Annotated in this window: 18 protein-coding genes and 1 tRNA gene; 6 read left to right on the top strand and 13 right to left on the bottom strand. The window is 72.3% G+C overall.

Going from position 1 to position 22,830, the window contains the following annotated elements; translation table 11 throughout:
* A partial coding sequence (locus STRAU_RS13715) for an FHA domain-containing protein (protein ID WP_037659191.1) occupies window positions 1–590 on the top strand: 590 nt, incomplete at its 5' end.
* A 39-nt stretch (window positions 591–629) separates the two neighbouring features.
* Here STRAU_RS13715 and STRAU_RS13710 read toward each other — a convergent pair.
* Window positions 630–1,631, bottom strand: a complete 1,002-nt coding sequence (locus STRAU_RS13710; RefSeq protein ID WP_052029076.1) for a methyltransferase domain-containing protein — start codon at window positions 1,629–1,631, stop codon at window positions 630–632.
* A gap of 86 nt (window positions 1,632–1,717) precedes the next feature.
* On the opposite strand from STRAU_RS13710, the gene STRAU_RS13705 reads away from it, so the two are divergent.
* Entirely contained in the window at window positions 1,718–2,122 is a 405-nt protein-coding gene (locus STRAU_RS13705) for a globin (RefSeq protein ID WP_016640908.1), read from the top strand.
* A 189-nt stretch (window positions 2,123–2,311) separates the two neighbouring features.
* On the opposite strand, the gene STRAU_RS13700 is transcribed toward STRAU_RS13705, so the two are convergent.
* Genes STRAU_RS13700 through ettA form a run of 3 tightly spaced genes read right to left on the bottom strand, consistent with a single transcriptional unit; the run spans window position 2,312 to window position 5,116 of the window.
* Window positions 2,312–2,998 (bottom strand): DUF8010 domain-containing protein, encoded by a 687-nt coding sequence (locus STRAU_RS13700; RefSeq protein ID WP_016640907.1) that lies wholly within the window; start codon window positions 2,996–2,998, stop codon window positions 2,312–2,314.
* Window positions 2,995–3,450 carry an acyl-CoA thioesterase gene (locus tag STRAU_RS13695; protein WP_016640906.1) on the bottom strand — a complete coding sequence of 152 codons (456 nt, stop codon included), beginning with the start codon at window positions 3,448–3,450 and terminating at the stop codon, window positions 2,995–2,997. The genes STRAU_RS13700 and STRAU_RS13695 overlap by 4 nt, the downstream gene beginning before the upstream one ends.
* A gap of 1 nt (window position 3,451) precedes the next feature.
* The gene (gene ettA, locus STRAU_RS13690; protein ID WP_016640905.1) at window positions 3,452–5,116 is read right to left on the bottom strand and encodes an energy-dependent translational throttle protein EttA; all 1,665 of its coding nucleotides are present in this window, start codon (window positions 5,114–5,116) and stop codon (window positions 3,452–3,454) included.
* Between the two features lie 271 nt (window positions 5,117–5,387).
* On the opposite strand from ettA, the gene STRAU_RS13685 reads away from it, so the two are divergent.
* Window positions 5,388–5,684, top strand: coding sequence for a DUF3303 family protein (locus STRAU_RS13685; RefSeq protein ID WP_037659188.1), 297 nt, complete (start codon window positions 5,388–5,390; stop codon window positions 5,682–5,684).
* A gap of 131 nt (window positions 5,685–5,815) precedes the next feature.
* Here STRAU_RS13685 and STRAU_RS13680 read toward each other — a convergent pair whose 3' ends face one another.
* From STRAU_RS13680 to STRAU_RS13665, 4 genes are all read right to left on the bottom strand, one after another.
* Window positions 5,816–7,255: a Cys-Gln thioester bond-forming surface protein gene (locus STRAU_RS13680; RefSeq protein ID WP_052029075.1), complete on the bottom strand. Its 1,440-nt coding sequence runs from the start codon at window positions 7,253–7,255 to the stop codon at window positions 5,816–5,818.
* Between the two features lie 330 nt (window positions 7,256–7,585).
* Window positions 7,586–8,164: a single-stranded DNA-binding protein gene (locus tag STRAU_RS13675; protein WP_063890354.1), complete on the bottom strand. Its 579-nt coding sequence runs from the start codon at window positions 8,162–8,164 to the stop codon at window positions 7,586–7,588.
* A 255-nt stretch (window positions 8,165–8,419) separates the two neighbouring features.
* Window positions 8,420–10,561 carry a YfjP family GTPase gene (locus STRAU_RS13670; protein WP_016640901.1) on the bottom strand — a complete coding sequence of 714 codons (2,142 nt, stop codon included), beginning with the start codon at window positions 10,559–10,561 and terminating at the stop codon, window positions 8,420–8,422.
* Complete coding sequence (locus STRAU_RS13665; protein WP_016640900.1) at window positions 10,558–12,195, bottom strand: dynamin family protein; 1,638 nt, start codon at window positions 12,193–12,195, stop codon at window positions 10,558–10,560. The genes STRAU_RS13670 and STRAU_RS13665 overlap by 4 nt, the downstream gene beginning before the upstream one ends.
* A gap of 328 nt (window positions 12,196–12,523) precedes the next feature.
* On the opposite strand from STRAU_RS13665, the gene STRAU_RS13660 reads away from it, so the two are divergent.
* Window positions 12,524–12,599: transfer RNA gene (locus tag STRAU_RS13660), tRNA-Arg, on the top strand.
* Window positions 12,600–12,658: 59 nt separating this feature from the next.
* Here STRAU_RS13660 and STRAU_RS13655 read toward each other — a convergent pair.
* Together STRAU_RS13655 and STRAU_RS13650 are read right to left on the bottom strand one after the other, a co-directional pair.
* Window positions 12,659–13,456 (bottom strand): MFS transporter, encoded by a 798-nt coding sequence (locus tag STRAU_RS13655; RefSeq protein ID WP_016640899.1) that lies wholly within the window; start codon window positions 13,454–13,456, stop codon window positions 12,659–12,661.
* 361 nt (window positions 13,457–13,817) lie between these two features.
* Entirely contained in the window at window positions 13,818–15,743 is a 1,926-nt protein-coding gene (locus STRAU_RS13650; protein WP_016640898.1) for an AMP-dependent synthetase/ligase, read from the bottom strand.
* A gap of 190 nt (window positions 15,744–15,933) precedes the next feature.
* Here STRAU_RS13650 and STRAU_RS13645 point away from each other — a divergent pair, with 190 nt between their 5' ends.
* A complete protein-coding gene (locus tag STRAU_RS13645; protein ID WP_016640897.1) occupies window positions 15,934–16,668 on the top strand; it encodes a class I SAM-dependent methyltransferase in 735 nt (244 codons plus the stop codon).
* A 48-nt stretch (window positions 16,669–16,716) separates the two neighbouring features.
* Window positions 16,717–18,534, top strand: a complete 1,818-nt coding sequence (locus STRAU_RS13640; RefSeq protein ID WP_078621191.1) for an arabinofuranosyltransferase AftB family protein — start codon at window positions 16,717–16,719, stop codon at window positions 18,532–18,534.
* A 113-nt stretch (window positions 18,535–18,647) separates the two neighbouring features.
* Here STRAU_RS13640 and STRAU_RS13635 read toward each other — a convergent pair whose 3' ends face one another.
* The 3 genes from STRAU_RS13635 to STRAU_RS13625 all read right to left on the bottom strand — a co-directional run.
* Window positions 18,648–20,234 carry a YfbK domain-containing protein gene (locus STRAU_RS13635; protein WP_037659184.1) on the bottom strand — a complete coding sequence of 529 codons (1,587 nt, stop codon included), beginning with the start codon at window positions 20,232–20,234 and terminating at the stop codon, window positions 18,648–18,650.
* A 169-nt stretch (window positions 20,235–20,403) separates the two neighbouring features.
* Window positions 20,404–21,306 (bottom strand): ABC transporter permease, encoded by a 903-nt coding sequence (locus STRAU_RS13630; protein WP_016640894.1) that lies wholly within the window; start codon window positions 21,304–21,306, stop codon window positions 20,404–20,406.
* Window positions 21,303–22,830: ATP-binding cassette domain-containing protein (locus tag STRAU_RS13625; RefSeq protein ID WP_037659182.1), on the bottom strand; the 1,528-nt coding region annotated here is incomplete at its 5' end. The genes STRAU_RS13630 and STRAU_RS13625, both read right to left, overlap by 4 nt.

The raw sequence follows: 22,830 nt of genomic DNA, 5'->3' as shown, positions 1-22,830 counted from the left end.
GACCCGGTGGCTCGTCCGCGCCGTCCTTCGGCGGCGGCGGTGACGACTGGGTCCTCTCGCCCCCGTCGTCCACGGCCCCCGGCCAGGGCGGTCCCGGCGGCCCGGGTGGCCCCGGCGCTCCGGCCCAGGGACCCCCGCAGGGCTACCCCGGCGGCCCCGGCCCGGCCCCGCAGCCGCAGGGCCCGGCGTCCTGGACGGCGACCATCGGCCCCGACCGTGAGTACTTCATGGCGATGATGCAGCGCAGCGGCCCCGAGGCCACGGGCCTGAACCTGCCCGCGTACTCCCCGGAGCAGCAGCGTCCGCTCATCGGCAACCAGATCACGATCGGCCGCCGCCGCCACTCCACCGGCGACACTCCCGACATCGACCTGTCGGTGCCGCCGGAGGACCCGGGCGTATCGCACCAGCACGCGGTCCTGGTCCAGCAGCCGGACGGCGGCTGGGCGGTCGTCGACCAGAACTCGACCAACGGCACCACGGTCAACGGCGGCGAGGAGCCCATCCAGCCCTTCGTCCCGATACCGCTCCAGGACGGCGACCAGGTGCACGTCGGCGCCTGGACGACGATCACCGTCCGCCGCGACTGACCCCGGACCCATCGGAAAGGGCCGTACGCCTCACCGCCGTCACAGCGGCCAGGCGTACGGCCCTTCGGGGTCGTCCAGCCACGCCCACGCGTACTCCCCGCTGACCGTGACCCCGAACCGCTCCCGCACCGGCCGCCGCTCCCGCTGCCACAGCGCCAGCGCCTCGTGCGGGTCGAGGCTCCCCGCGGTCAGTTCGAGCAGGAAGCGGAACAGCTCGTTCTGCAGCGCCCGGCGCGGCAGCCCCCCGATGTGCTGCTCGTGCGCCGCGAGGCGGCCGTTTCCGCCGCGCAACGGCACGAAGTACGCGGGTGTGTGCAGGAACCGCCCCTCCGCGTGCTCGGCGTCCGCCACCCGCAGCGCGATGAGCCCGGTGGCGAGCGGCGCGAGCACCCGCGCGCCCGGGCGGCACTGCCCGAGCCAGGCGCGCGGCACCGAATGGAGCGTGCAGGTCGCGATGATCCGGTCGAAGGGCGCCCGCTGCGGACAGCCCGCGGCGCCGTCACCGGTCACGACGGCCGGCCGGTACCCGGCGGCCGCCAGATGCCGCCGCGCGGACTCGGTGATCTCCGGGTCGAGATCGACGGTGGTGACGTGCTCGTCCCCGAGCCGATGCGCGAGCAGCCCCGCGTTGTACCCGGTTCCGGCCCCGATCTCCAGTACGTCGTGCTCGGCACCGTCACCGACGTGCAGTTCGACGAGCATCTTGGCCATCAGCGAGGGCTGGCTGCTGGAGGAGACCAGTTCCCCGTCCCGCACCCGGGTGGCCAGCGGCGCGTCCGCGTACGCCCCGCGCAGCCAGCGCGCCCGTCGCACCGGATCCGGGTCCTCGCCCCACAGCCGCTCGTACCCGCCGCCCGTGCTCACGTAGTAGTACGGCACGAAGAGGTGCCGCGGCACCTCCTGGAACGCCTCCCGCCAGGCCGGATCGTCGTCCCAGGCACCGCTGCCCTCGATCTCCCGCACCAGCGCGGCCCGTGCCTCGGCGGCCTGCACGGGGTCGGGTCCACCGGATTCCTCAGCGAGCGGAGCATGCGCACCCATACCCCCCACTGTGCTGCCCCGAGCCGCCTGAGGCGAGTGGTCCTAAGCCTTCCGTCCTCGTCCGTCGCGTCTGAGACCATGGAGGAGTGAACGAGATCCCGCGCGGCACGCTTCAGGAGCAGACCTTCTACGAACAGGTCGGCGGCGAGGAGACCTTCAGGCGCCTGGTGCACCTCTTCTACCAGGGAGTCGCGGAGGACCCGCTGCTCCGGCCGATGTATCCGGAGGAGGACCTCGGCCCGGCCGAGGAGCGCCTCGCCCTGTTCCTGATGCAGTACTGGGGCGGCCCCCGCACCTACAGCGACAACCGGGGCCACCCTCGCCTCCGCATGCGCCACGCCCCCTTCACGGTCAACAGGGAAGCCCACGACGCCTGGCTCAAGCACATGCGCGCGGCTGTCGACGCCCTGAACCTCTCCGAGGAACACGAACGCACCCTCTGGAACTACCTGACCTACGCGGCAGCCTCCATGGTCAACACCCCTGGCTGACACGAACGGAACGCCCCTGCTCCTGCTGCGGGCAGGCGTTCCGCCGTTCCTGCTGTGGGCAGGCGCTCCGCCCCGCAACCGCTATCGCTACCGCTGTGGGCAGGTGCGCCACCCCGCTACCGCAACCGCTGTGGGCAGGCGTTCCGCACGGCGGAACGGGTGGGCACAGCCCCCGGCCGACGCCAGCCGTCAGGCCGGCGTGACGGTAAGCGTCCCAGCCCCCGCCCGCCGCAAGGCGACAGACCCATAGGGCGTACGCAGCCGCAGCCAGGCCCCAGCCGACAGCAGGTCCAACGCCTCACCCCGCAAAAAGCCCAAGGCTTGTGCCGCATGCGCGGCCCGCACAGGCAGCTCCGTCCCCGGCACCACCCGGGACCAAATCTCCCGACCCACCCGATCAAGCTCGGCCCGAACCCGCAGCTCGGGCGCCAACTCCTCGACCCGGGACCGGAATTCGGCGACAGCCCCCTGCACCAGGGCCCGCACCTCACTCATCGACGGCAGCCCGGCGACCTGCCGCCACCCGCCCCGGGGCGGCAGCACCCCGGCCCAGGGCGGCCCCGTGACCGCCGCGGGCACGACCATCGTCCCCGCCGTCTCCACGGCGTCGGCCGACTCCCCCACGGACTCCAGCAGCTCACCGGCGGAGACGGTCACGTCGAGGGACGTGTCGAGCCCGTACTCGTACGGCTTGGCAAGCCGCGCCGTACGAATCGCGAGCACCTCGAACGACGGCGGCCGCCCGAACACCGCCAGGGTCTCCCCCGCGGCCTGCAACCGCACCGCCGCCGCCTTGTCGTAGTGGATCAGCCGGGCCAGGAAGGCGGCGAGATCCGCCGCCTCCCCGGCATCGGCGAAGTGCAGTCGCACGGTCATGCGACGAGCGCCCCCGCACCGGCGCTCGCCACGTCCCCGTCGCGGTACTCCTCCAGGACGGCCCGCTCCTCGGCGGTGATCCGGCGCGGCCGCTGCGCCCGCAGGTCGAACGGAACGACGATCGTCGTCGCCCGCACATACACCTGCCCGCCGGACTCCGGCTCCTTTATCTCGTACGAAATCGTCAGCGACGCGGCACCGATCTTCGTCACCCACGACTCGATGGTCACCGGCTTGTGCCGGTGCACCAACGGCCGCAGATAGTCGATCTCGTGGCGCGCCACCACGGACCCGCCCGAGAACGACGGCCCGTCGTCACCCTCGGTCGAGAGCCGGAACATGAAGTCGATCCGCGCCTCTTCCAAGTACCGCAGGAAGACGGCGTTGTTGACGTGCCCGAAGGCATCCATGTCCGACCACCGCAGCGGGCATTCGTAGATGTGACGCGCCATGTCAGCCCCGGGTGAGCTTCTTGTACGTGGCGCGGTGCGGCCGGGCCGCGTCCGGACCGAGCCGCTCGATCTTGTTCTTCTCGTACGCCTCGAAGTTGCCCTCGAACCAGAACCACTTGGACTCGCCCTCGTACGCGAGGATGTGCGTCGCGACGCGGTCCAGGAACCACCGGTCGTGAGAGACGACCACGGCGCAGCCCGGGAACTCGAGGAGCGCGTTCTCCAGCGAAGACAGCGTCTCCACGTCCAGGTCGTTGGTGGGCTCGTCGAGGAGCAGCAGGTTGCCGCCCTGCTTGAGGGTCAGCGCCAGGTTCAGCCGGTTGCGCTCACCGCCGGAGAGCACGCCCGCCGGCTTCTGCTGGTCCGGGCCCTTGAACCCGAACGCCGACACATACGCGCGCGACGGCATCTCGACCTGGCCCACGTTGATGTAGTCCAGCTCGTCCGACACCACGGCCCACAGCGTCTTCTTCGGGTCGATGTTCGCGCGACCCTGGTCGACGTAGGAGATCTTGACGGTGTCGCCGACCTTGATGGAGCCCGAGTCCGCCGCCTCCAGGCCCTGGATCATCTTGAACAGCGTGGTCTTGCCGGCGCCGTTCGGACCGATGATGCCGACGATGCCGTTGCGCGGCAGCGTGAAGCTCAGGTCGTCGATGAGGACCTTCTCGCCGAACGCCTTCGAGAGGTTCTCCACCTCGACGACGATGTTGCCCAGGCGCGGGCCCGGCGGGATCTGGATCTCCTCGAAGTCCAGCTTCCGCATCTTGTCGGCCTCGGCGGCCATCTCCTCGTAGCGGGAGAGTCGCGCCTTGGACTTGGCCTGCCGGCCCTTGGCGTTGGAGCGGACCCACTCCAGCTCTTCCTTCAGACGCTTCGCACGCTTGGCGTCCTTCTGCCCCTCGACCTTCAGGCGGGTGGCCTTCTTGTCCAGGTACGTGGAGTAGTTGCCCTCGTACGGGTGCGCGCGGCCGCGGTCCAGCTCGAGGATCCACTCGGCGACGTTGTCCAGGAAGTACCGGTCGTGGGTGACGGCGACGACGGTGCCGGGGTACTTCGCGAGGTGCTGCTCCAGCCACTGCACGGACTCGGCGTCCAGGTGGTTGGTGGGCTCGTCGAGCAGCAGCAGGTCGGGGGCCTCGAGCAGCAGCTTGCACAGCGCGACGCGGCGGCGCTCACCACCGGAGAGGTTGGTGACCGGCCAGTCGCCGGGCGGGCAGCCGAGGGCGTCCATGGCCTGCTCGAGCTGGGTGTCCAGGTCCCACGCGTTGGCGTGGTCGAGGTCCTCCTGGAGCTTGCCCATCTCCTCCATCAGCGCGTCCGAGTAGTCCGTCGCCATCAGCTCGGCGACCTCGTTGAACCGCCTGAGCTTGCCCATGATCTCGGCGGCGCCGTCCTGGACGTTCTCCAGAACCGTCTTGGACTCGTCGAGCGGCGGCTCCTGCAGGAGCATGCCGACCGAGTAGCCCGGCGACAGGAACGCGTCGCCGTTCGACGGCTGCTCGAGCCCCGCCATGATCTTGAGCACCGTGGACTTACCGGCGCCGTTCGGACCCACGACACCGATCTTCGCGCCGGGCAGGAAGTTCAAGGTGACGTCGTCGAGGATCACCTTGTCGCCGTGCGCCTTGCGCGCCTTGCGCATGGTGTAGATGAACTCAGCCAAGAGAAACCGTCCGGCAATCAGTGTGTGGGCAGATACACCCCATCTTGCCTGACAGCCACCCCCCGGAGGAAACCAGTACTGTCCGGGGCCCGTGACCCGCTCCCCTCGCCGAGCGGCCGCACTCGGCCCGGGGACGGCCCAGGCCGACACCGACGGCGGACGAGATGTTGCCGCCCCGATCGCTCGAGGTGAGGCTGAGCGGGACGTCACCGGGTCTCAGCGAGCGCGGACGGGACCGCGCCGGTCGTGGTGGACTGAAGGAGCGCGTGCGATGAGGGTCATGCTGAGAGCACATCTGGACACCCAGATCTCGAACGAGGCACTCAAGAGCGGCAACCTGCCGAAGATCATGCAGTCGATGACGGAACGGCTCAAGCCCGAGGCGGCCTACTTCGGCCCCAGCGAGGGTGGGCGGTGCTGCACCTTCGTCTTCGACATGCAGGACAGTTCACAGCTCCCCACGATCGCGGAACCGCTCCTCGAGGGACTCGGCGCGAAGATCGAGATCCAGCCGGTGATGAACAGCGAAGACCTGCAGAAGGGCCTTGCCGCGCTGCAGCACGGCTGACCTCTCCCGGCCGCCCGCAACGCCCGGCCCGTCGAACGGCCCCTGACCAGCCAACACGGTCGGGGGCCGCATGCCTCCCGTCCCGGCACCGCCCGGGCATCCCGGGCGGTGCCCAGTCGATCACGGTCCGCTCACTCCTCGGACGAGGTCGCCTCCGCGCGCCCCGCCGGGTCCTTCTTCTTGCGCAGCAGGAACACCGCTCCGCCGCCCACCACGACCAGGGCGATCGCCAGGCCGGCTATCAGGGGCGTCGCGTTCGAGCCGCCGGTCTCCGCGAGGTCGCCGCCGCCGGAGGTGCCGCCGGCTGACGCGGGACTCGGCTCCGGCGCGGGCTGCGTCTTGCCGCCGACGGCGACCGCGCTGCCCTCGGTCTTGCAGTCGAGCACTCCCTTGAACCGCTTCTCGAATCCGCCCGGCCCCGTGATGGTGAAGTCGTAGGGCTGGTCCTCCTGCAGCGGTATCGTCACCGTCCGCGTCGCACCGGCCTTGATGGTGTGCTTGAACCCCATCAGGCTGAAGGTGAACGCCGCGTCCCCCTTGTTGCCCGCCGTGATGTCCACACCGCCCTTGGCGCAGTTCTTCTCCGCGGACAGCGCGGGGATCGCGCCCTTCTGCGCCCAGTGCGCCGTCGCCGCGGCGGACACCGTCGACTCGCTGGAGCCCGCGAGTATCTGCGTCTGGCTGCGGGTCTCGGAGGTGAAGGCCCGCCCGACCGGCACTGTCGTCGACGCCTGCACCTCCAGCGAGGCCGTCCCGTCGGGCGTGCCCTTCGGCACGTCGAAGTACAGCCTGCTGCCGTCGCCCGCCGTCTTGATCTGCTTGCCGTTCTTGCCGACGACCTTCACCCCGCTCGCCGAGTCCGCGGGCGGCGTGACGCTCACGCTCTCCGCGTCGGTCCGCACAGTCACCGGGCCGAGCCGCTTCCCCGCGCGCCCCGAGACAGCCGGCGGCTCCAGGGTCAGCGACGCCTTCGGCTCCGGGCTGCTGCGCGCGCTGCGCTGCAGATAGTCCGCGAGCTTCTCGGCCCGGGGGTCGACGGCCTCCACATCGACCTTGTCGGAGTAGCGCCATATCGCCACCTGTGTGCCGGCCGCGGCCGACTCCTCGGTGAGCGAGTCCGCGCCCGCCTTCCTCGCCAGCTCGGCGAGGTTGTTCACCTGGGGATAGGAGTGCTGCAGGATCCAGCGGATCTTGCCTGCCCGGGGATTGCTGTTCAGGGACGTGCCGTTCCAGGGGGTCTCCTGGTACTTCGCGTCCTTCTGCGTGGGGTTGTGGACGTCGACGCAGTAGGTCTGCAGGGTGCCGCCGTTGTCCACGGCCATCTCGAAGAGACCCGCGGGGATCCTCTGGCTGGCGCCCTCCTCACGGATGACCGCCTGGCCGTACGTCTTCAGGCCGCCGAGCGTCGCGCTCGCCCCGCCTCCGTGCTGAGGAGTGTCCACCGCCGTGGCCGCGCTCGCCGTACCCGACAGGCCCGCCACGGCGAGCCCGGAGACGACCGCCACGGCGGCGAGGCGGGCGGCGGCGCTCCGACCTCGGGCCCGGCCCTGGCTTCTCAGGGCCGACGACATCACATGGGACTTGACCGACGAACACCCTGACAACGCAGAAAACACAGAAATCCCCTCCGGGCGGGACCCATTCACATGGGGGGACTGGTCCCGCCAGCAGATTCAACCGAGCAGGGTCACCTGCCGATCGCCCCGATCAGACCTCAACCGCCCCACGGAGCCACGCCCGGAATCCTAGGGACGTGGCGCATCGCGATTCCCGGTAGTGCCGTCTGATAACCGATCCGAATCGGAATTGTTATCGACAACGCCCCTTCTGAGCTGGGCATATCGACAAATCCATGGTTCCGCTTCGTGCGCCGGGGCGGGCCTACGGCCCGCCCTGCGGCGTCACCCGACCGGTGCCGCGTCCAGCTCCAGCTCGGTCTCCAACCCCTCCAACCCGACGTGCTGCCCGGTGCCCGACCCGGACTCCTGCTCAGGCTCCGCCGCCTGGGGCCCCGGCTGGGATTCCGGCTCAGGCTGGGGCTGGGGCCGCGCGGGGAGCTCGAACTCCGGCTCATCCGCCGCTCCCCGCACGGGACTTCGCTCCTTCACGGAGGAGTCCGTCGTCCTGCCCGAGCGGCGGAACGCCGACGTTCCGCGCGCGAGGTCGTGCCCGATCGCATAGGCGTCGATGTCCACCGACCGCCAGTGCTGCCCGCCCCGCTCCTCGTCCCGCACCCTCAACCTGCCCTGCACGATGACCGGTTCACCCACTGCCAGCGAGCCCTGGGTGTTGACGCCGAGCTGCCGCCAGGCCCACACCGTGAAGAAGTTGGTGTGCCCGTCCGTCCAGGCGTTGCGTGTGCGGTCGAAGTGCCGTGCCGTCACCGCGATCCGAAAGCGTGTCACCGGTCCGGACGGAAGCTCCCGGAACACCGGCGTCGTCGCCACGTTCCCCACCACCGTCACCATCGTGTCGTTCATGCCGACCCCTCCCTCGTCCACCCGCGTGCGGGCCCGTCCCGCACGGCCGCGGCTGTGTCTGTATCCGCAGCCGCTCGTCCGCCTTCGCGTTTCCCACGTCGGCGGCGGCTGCGATCTCAGACTGCACCCGCCGGGCCGGACCCCGCTGAGCCCTGTGTCCTACCCCCCGGTTGTGGACAACTCCGTCACCCGACGGCGCCGTTCCGCTTCCCCGACGACCCTGGCGCCGCCCTCACCCCCACCCTCACCGCCGCCTCACGCCCGCCGAGCCACCCGCACGTACTGCTCCCGAACCTCCCGGTACCGCAGCAGCTCCGCCGCCACCGGATCGAGCACCCGCGCCCGCCCGCACCCCGCGGCCGCCTCCCGCAACCGCCGCTCGGCCTCGTACCCGTGCCGCCGCGCCGGCCCCCGCGTCGCGAGACCGCTGGCCCACTCCACACACGGCCCGCCGACGATGCCCATGGCCATCAGCAGCACCGGCACGCCCAGGTTCGGCTCCGCGATGCCGACGATCTGCCCCACCAGCCACAGCCCGCCCACGACCTGAAGCAGCGTCATCGCCGCCTGCGCCAGGACCGCGACCGGCCACCACCCGGGCCGCGGCGGCCGCCCGTCCGGCAGCGCCGCCCGCAGCGCCAGCTCGTCGAGGGCTTCGGGCAGCCCCTGCGCGCCGCGCGCCGCAGACTCCCGCACGGCCTGCCCCCAAGGCGCGGGCAGCCCGGTCGCCGCCTCGTCCGCGACGGTGCGCACGGCGTGCTCCACGCGCGCGCGTGCCGTCGACTCCTCGTCCGCCGGGGGCCGCAGGACGTGCCTGCCCGTGGTGTACGGGGAGCGCTGCGCCTCGTACCAGCGCCACAGCCGCAGCCAGGGCGCGGAGCACGCCTTGCCGGCGTGCCTGCGCCAGGCCCGCTCGGCGGCCTGCCCGGCCGCGGCCGCGCCCACCGCCTCCGCGAGCCGGTCGGAGAACTCCTCGCGCGCCTCCTCGCTGAGCCCGATCGCGCCCCGCGCGGACGCGGCCCCCGCCCCGCAGGCGTACACCGGCCGCAGCCGTGCCGCCGCCGCGTCCAGGTCCGCCTCGATGCGCCGTACCGCGGCGCCCCGCTCGCGCGTGAACTGGCCGAGCACCTCGCGGAGTTCGTCGACCCCCTCACCGGTGAGGGCGGACAGCGCGAGCACCGTGGCGCCCGGTTCGCCGTGTTCGCCGAGGGCGATGCCGTCCTCGTCGAGCAGCCGCCGCAGATCGTCGAGCACCTGGTCGGCGGCGTCTCCGGGGAGGCGGTCCACCTGGTTGAGCACGACGAACATGACCTCCGCGTGCCCCGCCATGGGCCGCAGATAGCGCTCGTGCAGCATCGCGTCGGCGTACTTCTCCGGGTCGACGACCCAGATGACCGCGTCGACGAGCCCGAGGATCCGGTCCACGTGCTCGCGGTGGTCGGCCGCCGCCGAGTCGTGGTCGGGCAGATCGACGAGTACGAGGCCCTGCAGAACCTGCGTGTCGGGGCCCTGGAGCGGCCGTCTGCGCAGCCGCCCGGGGATGCCGAGCCGGTCGAGCAGCCCGGCGGCGCCGTCCGTCCAGCTGCACCCGATGGGCGCGGCGGTGGTCGGCCTGCGTACGCCGGTCTCCGAGATCATCACTCCCGCGAGAGCGTTGAAGAGCGTCGACTTGCCGCTTCCCGTGGCGCCCGCGAGGGCCACGACGGTGTGCCGGTCGGACAGCCGCCGGCGCGCCGCTGCCTCGTCGAGCACCTGCCCGGCCTCCGCGAGCGTCTTGCTGTCGAGCCGCGTACGGGAGAGCCCGATGAGTTCGCGCAGCGCGTCCAGCCGGCCCCGCAGGCCCCCTTCGTAGGCGACGGTCGTGTTCTGCGCGGAGGCGTCGCCCTCGTACGAAGCGGAGGCGTCGCCCTCGTACGAAGAGGGGGTGTCGTACGCGGCTGACTCTCCGTAGGACTGCGACGCCCCCGGAGACGACGAACCGGAGACAACCACTCCGGCCACCGCTCCCCTCACCGCCGCGAAGTCGCCGTCCGCCGGGGAGGCACCCACCACCACGCGCCGCGCGATGAGCCCGTCGTCCCAGGCGCGTTCGGCGTCGTCCGCGCGGTCGCCGTCTTCGTCGCCCTCACCGGCGTGCGAGTCCCGCTCTGCGTGGCCGGAGGAACTGCAGGAATTGGAGGAACTGGAGTGACTGGAGGAACCAGAGAGGTCAGAGCGGTCTACGCCCTCCGAGCTCCCCGACCCCCCCGACCTCTCCGAACTTTTCAAGTCATCCACGTCGTCCAAGTCATCAACGTCATCCACGTCGTCCAAGTCATCCACGTTGTCCACGTCGTCCGTGGGGTCGATGTGGCCCGTCTGGTCGGTGTGGCCTGTGACGGCGGTCACCGCGGTCACCTCTCCTTCTGCAGTACGGAAAGCGCGGCGATGAGCTCGGCCTGGGGCTCCGGGTTGACGTCGAGTGCGTCGAGGGGGGCCAGGCGCCGCTCCCGCTCCGCGCCGAGGACCTTGTCCAGGTAGTCGGTGAGCAGCCGGCCGCCGCGGTCGCGCAGGCGCAGCGCGCCGTGGGCGCCGATGCGTTCGGCCAGGGTCTCTCCGGCGGTGCGTGCCCGCCGTCCGCCCAGCAGGGCGGTGGCGAGCAGCGCGGCGACGACTTCGGCGTCGGGCAGGGCGCTCTTGTCGGCGCGGTCGAGGGCGCGCACCTCGTCCTCGGCGTGTTCTTCGAGTTCGCGCCGCCAGCGCCGTACGGCCACGCCGATGCGGTGTTCGGGGCTGTCGTCGTCTTCGTAGAGGGCTGTTTCGGCGCGTCGGCCGTGGTGGAGGAGTCCGGGAGCCTGGGCGGCCGGCTCGCGCCGCCACGCGTTGTCGATGCGTTCGTCGGCGGCGGTGACGGCGCACAGCAGGAGCGCCTCCAGGCTCTCGGCGATGGCGTCCAGGAGCTCTCCGGGGCCGCAGTCGAGGGGGTAGGCGCGCCAGCGCTTCAGGGCGTCTCCGGCGAGCGCGGCGCCTGCCTGCAGGCGTTCCCGTACGCGCGCGTGCTCGCATTCGTACGCGTCGTCGACGGCGGAGGTGAGCCGCAGGGCGGCCGCGTACTGGGCGGCGACGGCGGCGGCGAGTTCCGGCATGCGGGCGTTCAGTGAGGCGAGGACTCCGTAGGCGGTGCGTTCGATGGCCTGTTTGCGGGAGGACGGTTCCTGCACGCGGTGTTCGAGCCAGACGCGCAGCGGCTCGACGGCGGTGGCGGGAAGGAGCCCGCCGCCGCCCGCGGACTCGGGCAGCTCCGGGACGGTGAAGCGCGGTACGTCGCCGAGTCCGGCCTTGGTGAGGAGGGCGCCGTACTGCCGTGACACCTCGCCGACGACCTGGTGGGGCACGCGGTCGAGGACGGTGACGAGGGTGGCGTCGTGCTCCTTGGCGGTGCGCAGCAGGTGCCAGGGCACGGCGTCGGCGTACCGGGATGCCGTGGTGACCATCACCCACACGTCGGCGGCGCAGATCAGCTCGGCGGCGAGGACGCGGTTGTCGGCGACCAGGGAGTCGATGTCGGGGGCGTCGAGGAGGGCGAGGCCGCGGGGCAGCGTGTCGGCGGTCTCGACGCGCAGCAGCCGCTCGCCGTCCGGGCCCACTCCATCGGCCCCCTCTCCCTCCCGTCGGCGTACCCACACGCGCGTGAGCTGCGGCAGGACGCGCATGCCCGAGAACCAGTGCTGGTCCTCCGGGTGGCACACCAGGACGGGCGTACGGGTGGTGGGCCGGAGCACACCCGCCTCGCTCACCTGTTGTCCCACCAGAGAGTTCACGAGCGTGGACTTGCCGGCGCCGGTGGAGCCGCCCACAACGGCCAGCAATGGCGCTTCGGGGGCCCGCAGCCGGGGCACCAGATAGTCGTCGAGCTGTGCGAGAAGCTCGTCACGGTTGGTCCGCGCGCGTGGCGCCCCCGGCAGGGGGAGCGGAAAGCGTGCGGCGGCGACACGCTCACGCAGGGCGGAGAGTGCGTCAAGCAGTTGAGGCCGTACGTCCAAGGTCACCACATGCGAAGAATGCCCAATTTTGATGGCTTTCTGAAGCATATGGGCACCCCTGCGCGCCGATCGGACACGCGCGATGGAAGAGGCGACTGGGGCGCAGGCATAACGAGTGCACAACACCCGGGGCGCCAGACGCCAAAAGCGATGCGAGATTCGCACCTGCCTGCGATTATCAGGACCGCTTCACCGAACCTCCACATCGCGTGGCGGAGGTGAAGCACCAGGGACAAGCCACCAGGAGCCCTATCCTTGTCCCCGGTCCATGGTCCACGGCCCCCGGCAGGGTCACGGACCACCCCACACCGGGCTCCAGGCCACCGGCCACCACCCGGCCCCCGTAGCTCAGTGGATAGAGCAGGTGCCTTCTAAGCACTTGGCCGCAGGTTCGAGTCCTGCCGGGGGCGCCATACAGCAGGCCGCCGGTGTGTCGGGACCCACATGGTGCGCGGCACCGTTACCCCTCGTGTCAGTTGGAGCGGGTCGGTTTGGGGAGCCGGAACATCAGCGCCCACATCACGACCAGGGCGGCGCTGACGTACCAGATGCTGCCTGCGAAGGCGCTGGTCACGGTGGTGCCGTCGCTGCCCGCGGGGGCGTGGTCGAAGAACACCACGGAGGCCGCCGCGATACCGAGCGCGGTGCCGAGCTGCAGGGCGGTGTTGAACAGTCCGGCCGCAGAGCCCGCGCCTTCGTGGCCGACCTGGCTGAGGGTGAGACCGGCCAGTCCGGCGCCGACCATGCCGAAACCGGCTCCGACGAGGATCATCGGGGCGACGGCGGCCACGAACGGCACACCGGTCTGCTGGGCGGAGACCAGCAGCTGGTAGCCGGCCAGGGTGAGAGCGATCAGTACCGCCCCGGCCTGCGGCACGCGTCGCATGTGGCGCCCCGCCCACCTGGAGGCGAGCATCGCGCCGCCCATGCCGCCGATGGAGATGGCGACGGACGCCGGAGCGAACTGCCCGGGCGAGAGTCCGAGCCCGGACTGCATGAACAGCACCCACGTCAGCAGGAGCACGCCCGAGACCAGACCGAAGACCAGATGGGCGGCGAGCCCGCCGGTGAACGCCTTGCTCTGGAAGAGGGAGAGCGCCACCAGGGCGGAGCCGTCCTTGGCGGTCTTGGCCCGTTGCTGGGCCACGAACACGGTCAGCGCGACGACGCCCGCGGCGAGCATGACGAAGCTCCAGGCGGGCCAGCGCCGCTCGCCGCCCACGGTGAGCGGGTAGGCGATCAGCAGCAGGCCCGCGCTGGAGAGCAGCATGCCCAGTGGGTCCGGGCGCAGGCGCCGGGCCTGCTGGTCACGGGATTCCGGGATGAACCGGAGGGCGGGGGCATGCCCCCGCACGCCTACAGCGCGACAGGGAGAAGCAGGGTGCAACGAGCCCAGGCCATGAGGGGGCACCGCCGCCGAGACATACGTCAGAAGCCCGCTGCAGCGGACGACCGGAAAACAGCCTCAGGACGAGCGGCTACTTGGCCTGGGAGATACGTCATCACCTCGAAACACAGCGCCGGACCCCGGAATGGGCACCGACGGAACCACCACACGCTAAAAGAGCCCCGGACGCCTCTGCAACGGGAATATCTCGTGCACGCCAGGAGGGCGATGACGCGGCGGCACGCTACCGCGGCCGGCCGTAGAGCCCCTCGATCTCCTCCGCGTACGCCTCCGCCACCGCCCGTCGCTTGATCTTCATGGACGGGGTCAGCAGCCCGTTGTCCTCCGTGAACTCGCCCTCGACGACCGCGAAGCCGCGGATGGACTCGGCGCGCGAGACCGCCTCGTTCGTGTAGTCCACGGCCTTCTGGATGTCCGCCAGCAGGTCCGGGTCGTGGCACAGGGCGGACAGCGGGGTGTCCTTGGGACGTTTGCGTACGGCGAGCCAGTGCTCGACGGCCTCCGGATCGAGGGTGATGAGGGCGGCCACGTACGGGCGGTTGTCGCCCACGACGAGGCACTGGGCGACGAGCGGGCGGCCGCGCAGGCGGTCCTCCAGGACGGCGGGTGAGACGTTCTTGCCGCCGGAGGTGACGATGAGGTCCTTCTTGCGGCCGGTGATGGTGAGGTAGCCGTCGTCGTCGAGCGAGCCGAGGTCCCCGGTCGCCAGCCAGTCACCGGCCAGGACGGCGTCCGTGGCCTCCTTGTTGTTCCAGTACGAGGTGAAGACGATGCCGCCCTTGATGAGCACCTCGCCGTCGTCCGCGATGCGTATCGCCGAGCCAGGCACGGGCGTGCCGACGGTGCCGGGGCGCGGGCCGAGCGGCGGCACGATGGTGGCGGCCGCGGTCGTCTCCGTCAGTCCGTAGCCCTCGTAGATGATGATTCCCGCGCCGTAGAAGAAGAGGTTGAGGCGCTTGTCGAGCGGGGAGCCGCCGCTGATCGCGTAGCGGAGGCGGCCGCCGACCTCCTTGCGGATGCGGCGGTAGACGAGGAGTTCGTACAGCGCCCAGCCGAGATAGAGGCCGGGGGACGGGCCCGGGCCACGGCCCAGGAACTTGTTCAGGTACGCCTCCGCGAAGCGCACGCCGATCCGGTCGGCGCGGTCGAAGGAGGCGCCGCGGCCGATCTTCTCGGCGGTCGCGCGCCCGGTGTCGTGGATCCGCTCGAAGAGGTACGGCACGCCGACGACGAACGTCGGCCTGAAGGACCGCAGTTCGGGCCGGAGCTCGTCCGGCTTGATACTCGGGCAGTGGCCGAGTTCGATGCGGGCGAGCATGCAGGCGATCTGGATGCTGCGGCCCAGGATGTGGGCCAGCGGCAGGAACAGCAGGGTCGACGCCGTCTGGCCGGTGATCTCCTTGAAGACCGGGTGCATCAGGTCGACGGTGTTCGCGGCCTCGGCGTGCAGATTGCCGTGCGTGAGGACGCAGCCCTTGGGTTTGCCGGTGGTTCCCGAGGTGTAGCAGAGGGTCGCGACGGAGTCGGGCGTGAGGGCCGTGCGGCGCTCGGTGACCTCCTTGTCGCTCACCTCGGCTCCGCGCTCGGCGAGTTCGAGGACCGCGCCGTCGTCGATGACCGACACCGCCGGGGGCGTCTCAAGGCCGGCCACCGCCCGTCGCGCCGTCTCCGCGTTCTCCGCGGTCTCGGCGATGAGCAGCCGGGTGCCGGAGTCCCGCACGATCCACTCGATCTGCTCGGCCGACGACGTCGCGTACACCGGCACGGTCTGACCGCCCGCCGCCCAGATCGCGAAGTCGAGCACCGCCCATTCGTAGCGCGTACGCGACATCACCGCGACCCGGCCGCCGGGCTCGAGTCCCGCCGCGATCAGGCCCTTCGCGGCCGCCGTGACCTCGCGGGCGAAGACGGCCGCCGTGACGGGGCGCCACTCGCCCGCCACCTTGCGGCGCAGCACGACGGCGTCGGGGGCCTCGGTGGCGTTGGTGAAGGGGATGTCGGCGGTGCGGGCGCGGGTGGCGGGGACGGCGAGGGCGGGGGTGCGGGCCTCCCGTACGACGCCGTGCTCGTCCCTGACGATCTCGGCCTTGGCCCGGTCCGCCAGATCGCTGCGGCGTCGCGCCTGCTTCAGGTCCTTGCGTACGCCCATGACGGCTCCCGGTTCGTTCGCTCGGCGCGGGCCCGGATCCTTGTCCCGCCGTCAACTTACCGACGCGTAAGGAAAATTCAATGGTTCGCGCAGAAGAACTCCGGGCCGCGCGGGGACCCCGGCGCGGGCGGCCCGCGCGGCTCAAAACGCCCTCTGGCAACGGTCTCGCCCCGCTGGTTACCGTCCGCCCATGGTCAACTCCTACGCGGCACTCTCGGGCCACTACGACCGGATCATGACCTCGGGCTACTACGACTACGGCGACTACGCCCGCACCCTCCTCGACCTCCTCGCGGACCGCCCCCGTCTCCTGGAAATCGGCACCGGCACCGGCCTGGTCGTCGAGAAGCTCCTGGAACTCGCCCCCGCGGGGGCCGCCCCGGACATCACCGGCATCGACCACACCGAGAGCATGCTGGCCCAGGCCCGCGCCCGCGTGGGCGAACGGGCGCGCTTCCTACGGCAGGACGTCCTGCGCATGGACGTACCGGCGGACTTCGACGCCGCGTTCTCCGTCGGCGGGGTCTGGTACCACACGCCCGACCCGGACGCCGCCGAGGGCGCCACCCTGCTGTGCAGTCATCTGGTGGAGGACGCGGACAACATCCAAGGGCTCCGGAACGTCCACGCCTCCCTCAGGCCCGGCGGTGTCCTCCTGCTCGCCAGGCAGCCCGCCCACCACGATCACACACGCGAGCTTCCGGACGGCCTTGTCTACGCCCAGACGATCCGGCGGACGGGCGAGGGCCGGTACGTCAAGGACTACTACGTCACGCGGCGGGACGACGGCCACGTCGAGGCCCACCAACGCTCCCCGTTCCGCGCCTACCCGCAGGAGCGGGGCCTCGACCTGCTGGAGAAGTGCGGCTTCCGGGCGGCGTACGTGAGCGACAACGGGCTGTTCCACGTCTACTCGCGGCGCTAGCGCCGTACGCCGTTCAAGCCACCCCTGAGCTGCGCCGAAGTACGGTGCATGACTTCTACACGCACCCCTGCCCGTACCTCCGGCGCGCCCGCCGGGCCGGCCGCCGTGCGCTCCGGAGGCCAACTCGCCGCCGCCCGGCCGCCCTTGCGGGCCGCGCTGTGTCTGGCGCCGGCGCTGGTGATCCTCGTCGCCGGGTTCCAGCGGCGCTGGATGTCCGACGACGGGCACATCTACGTCCGCACCGTCCGGCAGATCCTCGCGGGCCACGGGCCCGTGTTCAACGCGGGCGAACGCGCCGAGTCGTCCACCGGGACGCTGTGGCAGTGGCTGCTCGTGCTCGCGGGGCTGCCGGGCGCGGACATCGCCTCCGCCGCCGTGTACGGCGGGCTGCTGCTCACGTCGGCCGGGTTCGCGCTCGCCGCGTGGGGGGCCGTCCGCCTGCACGGCGGGGGCGGGGCGCAGGCGGACGGTGGCGCCGCCCGGCCGCGAGACCCCCGCCTCCTCCTCCCCCTCGGCGCCCTCGTCCCGATCGCCCTGCCGCCCGTCTGGGACTTCGCCACCTCCGGCCTGGAGACGGGGCTCGCCACCTGCTGGATCGGCGGCGCCTGGCTGCTGCTCGTCGCGCGGCCCCGCTCGCTCGCCACCGCCTTCGTCCTCGGCCTCGGCCCGCTCGTACGGCCCGATCTGGCGCTGGTGTCCGCCGTGTTCCTGGGCGCGCAGTGGCTCATCGCGCGCCCCTCCCTGCGCGCCGCGCTGGCCGGTGCCGCCGCGGCGGGCGCGCTCCCCGTCGCGTACGAGATCTTCCGCATGGGCTACTACGGACACCTGATGCCGCTGCCCGGCGTCACCAAGGAGGCATCGCAGAGCCTGTGGGGGCGCGGCCTGCACTACCTCGGCGACTTCGCCGGGCCCTATCTGCTGTGGGTGCCCACCCTGTTCGTCCTCGCGGCGCTGCTGCCGGCGGGGCGCGCCGGGTTCGCCCGGCTCGCGGAGTTCACCGGGTTCGCCGAACCCTGCGGCGGCTCGTCCGGCACGCCGTCCGTCCCGCTGGTCCCGGCGCTCGCGCCCGTCCTCGCGGGGGCGCTCTGCTGGGCGTACGTCATCAAGGTCGGCGGGGACTTCATGCACGCGCGGATGTTCCTGCCGGGGCTGCTCCTGCTGCTGCTTCCGGTCTTCCTGGTGCCCGCCACGCGCGCGTGGACGGCGGCCGTCGTCGGCGTGGGCGTGTGGGCCGTCGTGTGCGCCGCCGTGCTGCGGATCGAGTACGAGGGGCGGATCGGGCCCGGCGGTGTCGCGGACGAACGCGGTGTGTACGTCCGGCAGAACGCGGCCGCCCACCCCGTCCACCACACCTTCGGCGGCTACCGGCAGAACGCAGCGTACGCGCGCGAGGTGCGGGCGGCCGGGCGCGCGGGCGCGTCCGCGCTGTTCCTCTCCCGTACCCGCCTGGACGCCGCCTCCCCCTCGGTGACCGGCTTCTACGCGACCCTCGGCCTCAACGGCACCGCCGTCCCCCTCGACGGCGCCGCCCTCGATCCCATCGGCCTCGCCTACCCTCTGGCCGCGCACTCCGAGCGCCTCGCGCACCGCCGCGTCGGCCACGACAAGTGGCTGCCCGACGCGTGGATCGTCGCCGACCGCGGCGGTGGCCTGCCGGCCGGGATGGACCCCGCCCGCGTGGCCGCAGCGCGGCGCGCGCTCGGCTGCGGCCCGCTCGCGGAACTCCGCGCTGCCACGCGTGCGCCGCTCACGCCGCGGCGTTTCCTGCTCAATGTCAGCGGTGCCTTTGAGCGGACGTCCTTCCGCTTTCCCAACGACCCGTTGCGGGCGGAGCGGCAAATGTGCGGGTCGGCGGGCGCCCCGTAAGGGGCGCGGGGAACTGCGCGCTCAGCGCGCGAAGAGCCGCAGACGCGTCTGCTCGGTTGCTCGCTGGTCGCGCGGGTCGCCGCGCCCCTTACGGGGCTCGCCCCCACAGTTCGTTACGGGGCTCGGCCCCGTAGTTCGTTCGCGCGGCGGATGCCGTCCGCAAGGTCGGTCACGGCCTTGTCCCCTGTCGTGAATGCCAAAGCGGCCGCGTGCCGTTCCAGTTCGGCGGGGGTCGGGGTGCCGGGCAGCGGGTCGTACGCGGTACGCAGGCCCTCCGCGAAGTAGGCGGCGGTGGCGGCCACTTGGAGGCCCTTGTCGGCGTTGCCCAGGGTGCCGTCCAGGTCACCTGTGTCGACGGAGGCCGACTCCTCGTCGGGCGCGCGGCTGCCGGGGTCGAGCCAGCGGACGCTCACCGTGACCGCGAGGCCGTCCGCGTCGGGCTTCATGCGCACCGCGTACAGCGCCGTCACCGTGTGGCCCGGCCCGACCTCCCCGCCGTCCACGCGGTCGTCGCGGAAGTCGTCGTCGGCGACCCGGCGGTTGTCGTACCCGATGAGCCGGAACCGCTCGACCGTGTCGGGGTCGAAGGACACCTGTGCCTTGGCGTCGCGGGCGCGCAGGTCGATGTTCGCGGGCAGCCGCTCGCAGAACACCTCGCGGGCGTCGTCCTCGTCGGCCACGTACGTGGTGTGGCCGTCGCCCCGGTCGGCGAGGCGCTCCATCAGGGCGTCCCCGTAGTCGCTGCCGACGCCGACGCCGAACAGCGTGATGCCGTGCGCGCGGCGGGCCTCGTCGACGCGTCGCAGGATGCCGTCGGCGCTGGTGTCGCCGGTGTTGGCGAGGGCGTCCGAGAGCAGCACGACGCGGTTGGTGGCGCCTTCGCGCAGGCCGCGGGCGGCGGTGTCGTAGCCGGTGGCGATGCCCGCCTCCACGTTGGTGGAGCTGGTGGGGCGCAACCGGTCGACCACGGCGTGCACGCGGTCGCGGCCGGCGCCGATGCGGGTCATGGGCAGGACGGTCTCGGCGCGGTCGCTGAAGGTGACGAGCGCGACCGAGTCGTCGTCGCGCAGCTGGTCGGTCATGACGCCGAGGGACTTCCTGACCAGGTCGAGGCGGCCCGGCTCGGCCATGGAGCCGGAGATGTCGATGACGAAGGTGAGCGCGGCGGGCGGGCGTTCGCTCCGTCCGTCGTCCGGGCGCGTGGCGAGGCCGACGCGCATCAGGGACCAGCCGTCCGCTCCGGTGCGGGCGCCGTCGACGGTCACGGAGAAGCCGTCGCCGTCGGGCTTCGGATAGTCCTGCCGGAAGCTGTTCACGAACTCCTCGGGGCGCACCGTCGAGGGGTCGGGCAGGCGGCCCTGGTCGAGCGTGCGGCGCGCGAAGCCGTACGAGGCGGTGTCGACGTCCAGGGCGAAGGTGGAGCGCAGGTCGGCGGGGCCCGGCTCGGGGGCGATGTCGTGGCGCGCGCCGTCCTGTTCTCCCCGCGCGTCGTCGGGGGCCGGGGCGGGGGCGTTGTGGCGGGGGGTGTCGGGGGCGGGCAGGGCGTCGGACGCGCGCTCCTTGCTCGCGGCCCGGCCGCCGTCGTCGCTCCCGCCGCCGCTGCAGCCCGCGAGCAGCATGCCGCCCGCGAGGACGACGGCGGCAAGACCGGTGCGTGGGCCGCGTGTCCGTACGCGGCGTTTCCTCGTGCGTAGTCCCATGGGTCGGCCCCTCGGCTCGTGTCATCTCGTGTCAGCTCGTGTCGTCGGCACTCGTGACTGTGACGGCCGAGGGGCCCAGGACGATCGATCCCGTACGTTGCGGAAGCGTCTCAAGTCGGCCACGGCGGGCGGAAGTTGGAGTTCCGTCCCGCCGGGCCGCGGAGCCCTCTTAAGACACCACGTCCTTCCGCGAGAACCCCCGGAACGCCAGGGCGAACAGCACCAGCGCGTACGTCACCGAGATCGCCGAGCCCTGGATCATGCCGCCCCACTCCGGTGTCGGCTGGAACACGTCGGCCCAGGCGAACTGCCAGTGCGCGGGCAGGAAGTCGCGCCAGCCGCCGAGGGCCGTCACGGCGTCCAGGACGTTCCCGGCGATGGTGAGGCCGACGGCGCCGCCGACCGCGCCCAGCGGGGCGTCGGTCTTCGTGGACAGCCAGAACGCGAGCCCGGCGGTGACCAGTTGGGACACGAAAACATACGCCACGACGACCGCGAGGCGCCGCGCCGCCGTGCCCGCGTCGAGCGTGCCGCCGGTGGGGATCTCCAGCGGCCCCCAGCCGTACGCCGCCGCGCCGACCGCGAGGGCGACCAGGGGCAGCAGCACCATCGCGGCGGCGCTCATGCCGAGCGCGACGGCGAGCTTGGACCACAGCAGCCGGGCGCGCGGCACGGGCGCGGCGAGCAGATAGCGGAGGCTGGACCAGCCCGCTTCGGAGGCGACGGTGTCCCCGCAGAACAGCGCGACGGGGATCACGAGGAGGAAGCCCGCGGAGACGAACAGGCAGGTGGCGGCGAAGTTCGCTCCCGACGCCGTGGCCGTGTCCATCAGCGTGACCTCGCCGTTGCGCCCGCCCGGCGAGCCCGCGACGGCGAACGCGATGAGCAGGACGAACGGCAGGAGGGCGAGCACGCCGCCCATCACCAGCGTGCGCCGCCGCTTGAGCTGGCGGATCGCCTCGACGCGCAGGGGCAGGGTGCGCCCCGCGCGGTACCCGGGGGCGGTGGCGCGCTCGGCCGGGCCCGCCTCGCCGGCGCCCAGCGTGTCCGGCGTGCTCTCGGTCGCCGTCATGCGGTGCCTCCGATCAGGGTCAGGAACGCGTCCTCGAGGCGGCGGTGCGGCCCGATGGACTCGACGGGGACTTCGAGCCGGACCAGCTCGACGAGCAGCCGCGATGCGGAGGAACCGGTGTGGCCGGCGTCGGCCACGGGTGCGAACCGCACCAGCAGGCCACCGTCCGCCCGGACCGCCGATGCCACGCCCGGCAGGGAGGCCACCTTCTCCACCAGCGGGTCGGGGACGGCGGCGGCGAGGCCCACCAGAAGCGTGTCTCCGGAGCCGATGATCTCGTCGACCGGGCCCGCCTGGACGAGCCGGCCCCGGTCCATGACGACCAGGTGCGTGCAGGACTGCTCGACCTCCGCGAGGAGGTGGCTGGAGACGATGACGGTGCGGCCGTGCTCGGCGTACCGGATCAGGACCTCGCGCATCTCGCGGATCTGTGGCGGGTCGAGGCCGTTGGTCGGTTCGTCGAGGATGAGGAGGTCCGGCAGGCCCAGCATGGCCTGGGCGATGGCGAGGCGCTGGCGCATGCCCTGGGAGTACGTCCGCACGGCGCGGGCGAGGGCGTCGCCGAGCCCGGCGATCTCAAGGGCCTCGTCCAGGTGGGCGTCCTCGGCGGGGCGTCCTGTGGCCTTCCAGTACAGCTCCAGGTTCTCCCGGCCGGAGAGGTGGGGCAGGAATCCGGCGCCCTCTACGAACGCGCCGACGCGGGACAGGACGGGCGCGCCGGGGCGGATGGCGCGGCCGAAGACGCGGATCTCGCCCGCGTCCGGGCTGATGAGGCCCATCAGCATGCGCAGGGTCGTCGTCTTGCCCGCGCCGTTCGGCCCGAGGAGGCCGAGGACCTGGCCCTTCTCCACGCGGAATGAGAGGTCACGGACCGCGTACCGGTCGGTGGACTTGGCGTACCGCTTGCTCAGGTCCGTGATCTGCAGGGGGACTTCGGCGAGCGCAGGGTCGGGCGCGGGTGCCGTGGTCCGCCTGCGGCCGAGGGCGAGCAGGGCCGCCGCGACGGCCGCGCCGGTGAGCGGCAGCCACCACACCCAGGCGGGCAGCGGCGCGGCCGGGGTGTCGACACCGGGGGCGGTCGGAACCTTCAGGTCGCCCTTCAACGACACCGTGTACGCGGCCGGTTCGGCCGGTGAGGCATAGCCGAGGTCGGTCGCGGCGAGCACGAGGCGCAGCCGGTGGCCCTTCTTCAGCTCGTGGTCGACGGCGGGCAGCGTCAGGTCGACGTTCGCGCCGTCCACGGCGCCCTCGACCCGCACCGGGGCGACGAGTTGGGCGGGCAGCACCCGCTGGTCGCCGCCCGGCCCGACGTCGTACACCTTCCCGAACAGGACCGTGTCCTCGCTGTCGGACTTCACATGGGCCCGCACGGTGGGGGCGCCGGTGACCCGCAGGTCCTCGGTGAGCGGCTTGGACTCGAACGCGGCGTGCTGACCGGGGAAGTCGAGGGAGACGCCGATGCCGAGCGAGGAGAGCTGCGAGAGACCGCCGCCTCCCCCGGCGCCACCGCCACCGCCGCCGCTG

It is taken from the genome of Streptomyces aurantiacus JA 4570, from assembly GCF_000414115.1.
GTDB classification, from domain to species: domain Bacteria; phylum Actinomycetota; class Actinomycetes; order Streptomycetales; family Streptomycetaceae; genus Streptomyces; species Streptomyces aurantiacus_A.
The sequence above is the reverse complement of the archived record's forward strand: the minus strand, read 5'-3'. Positions and strand labels throughout refer to the sequence as shown.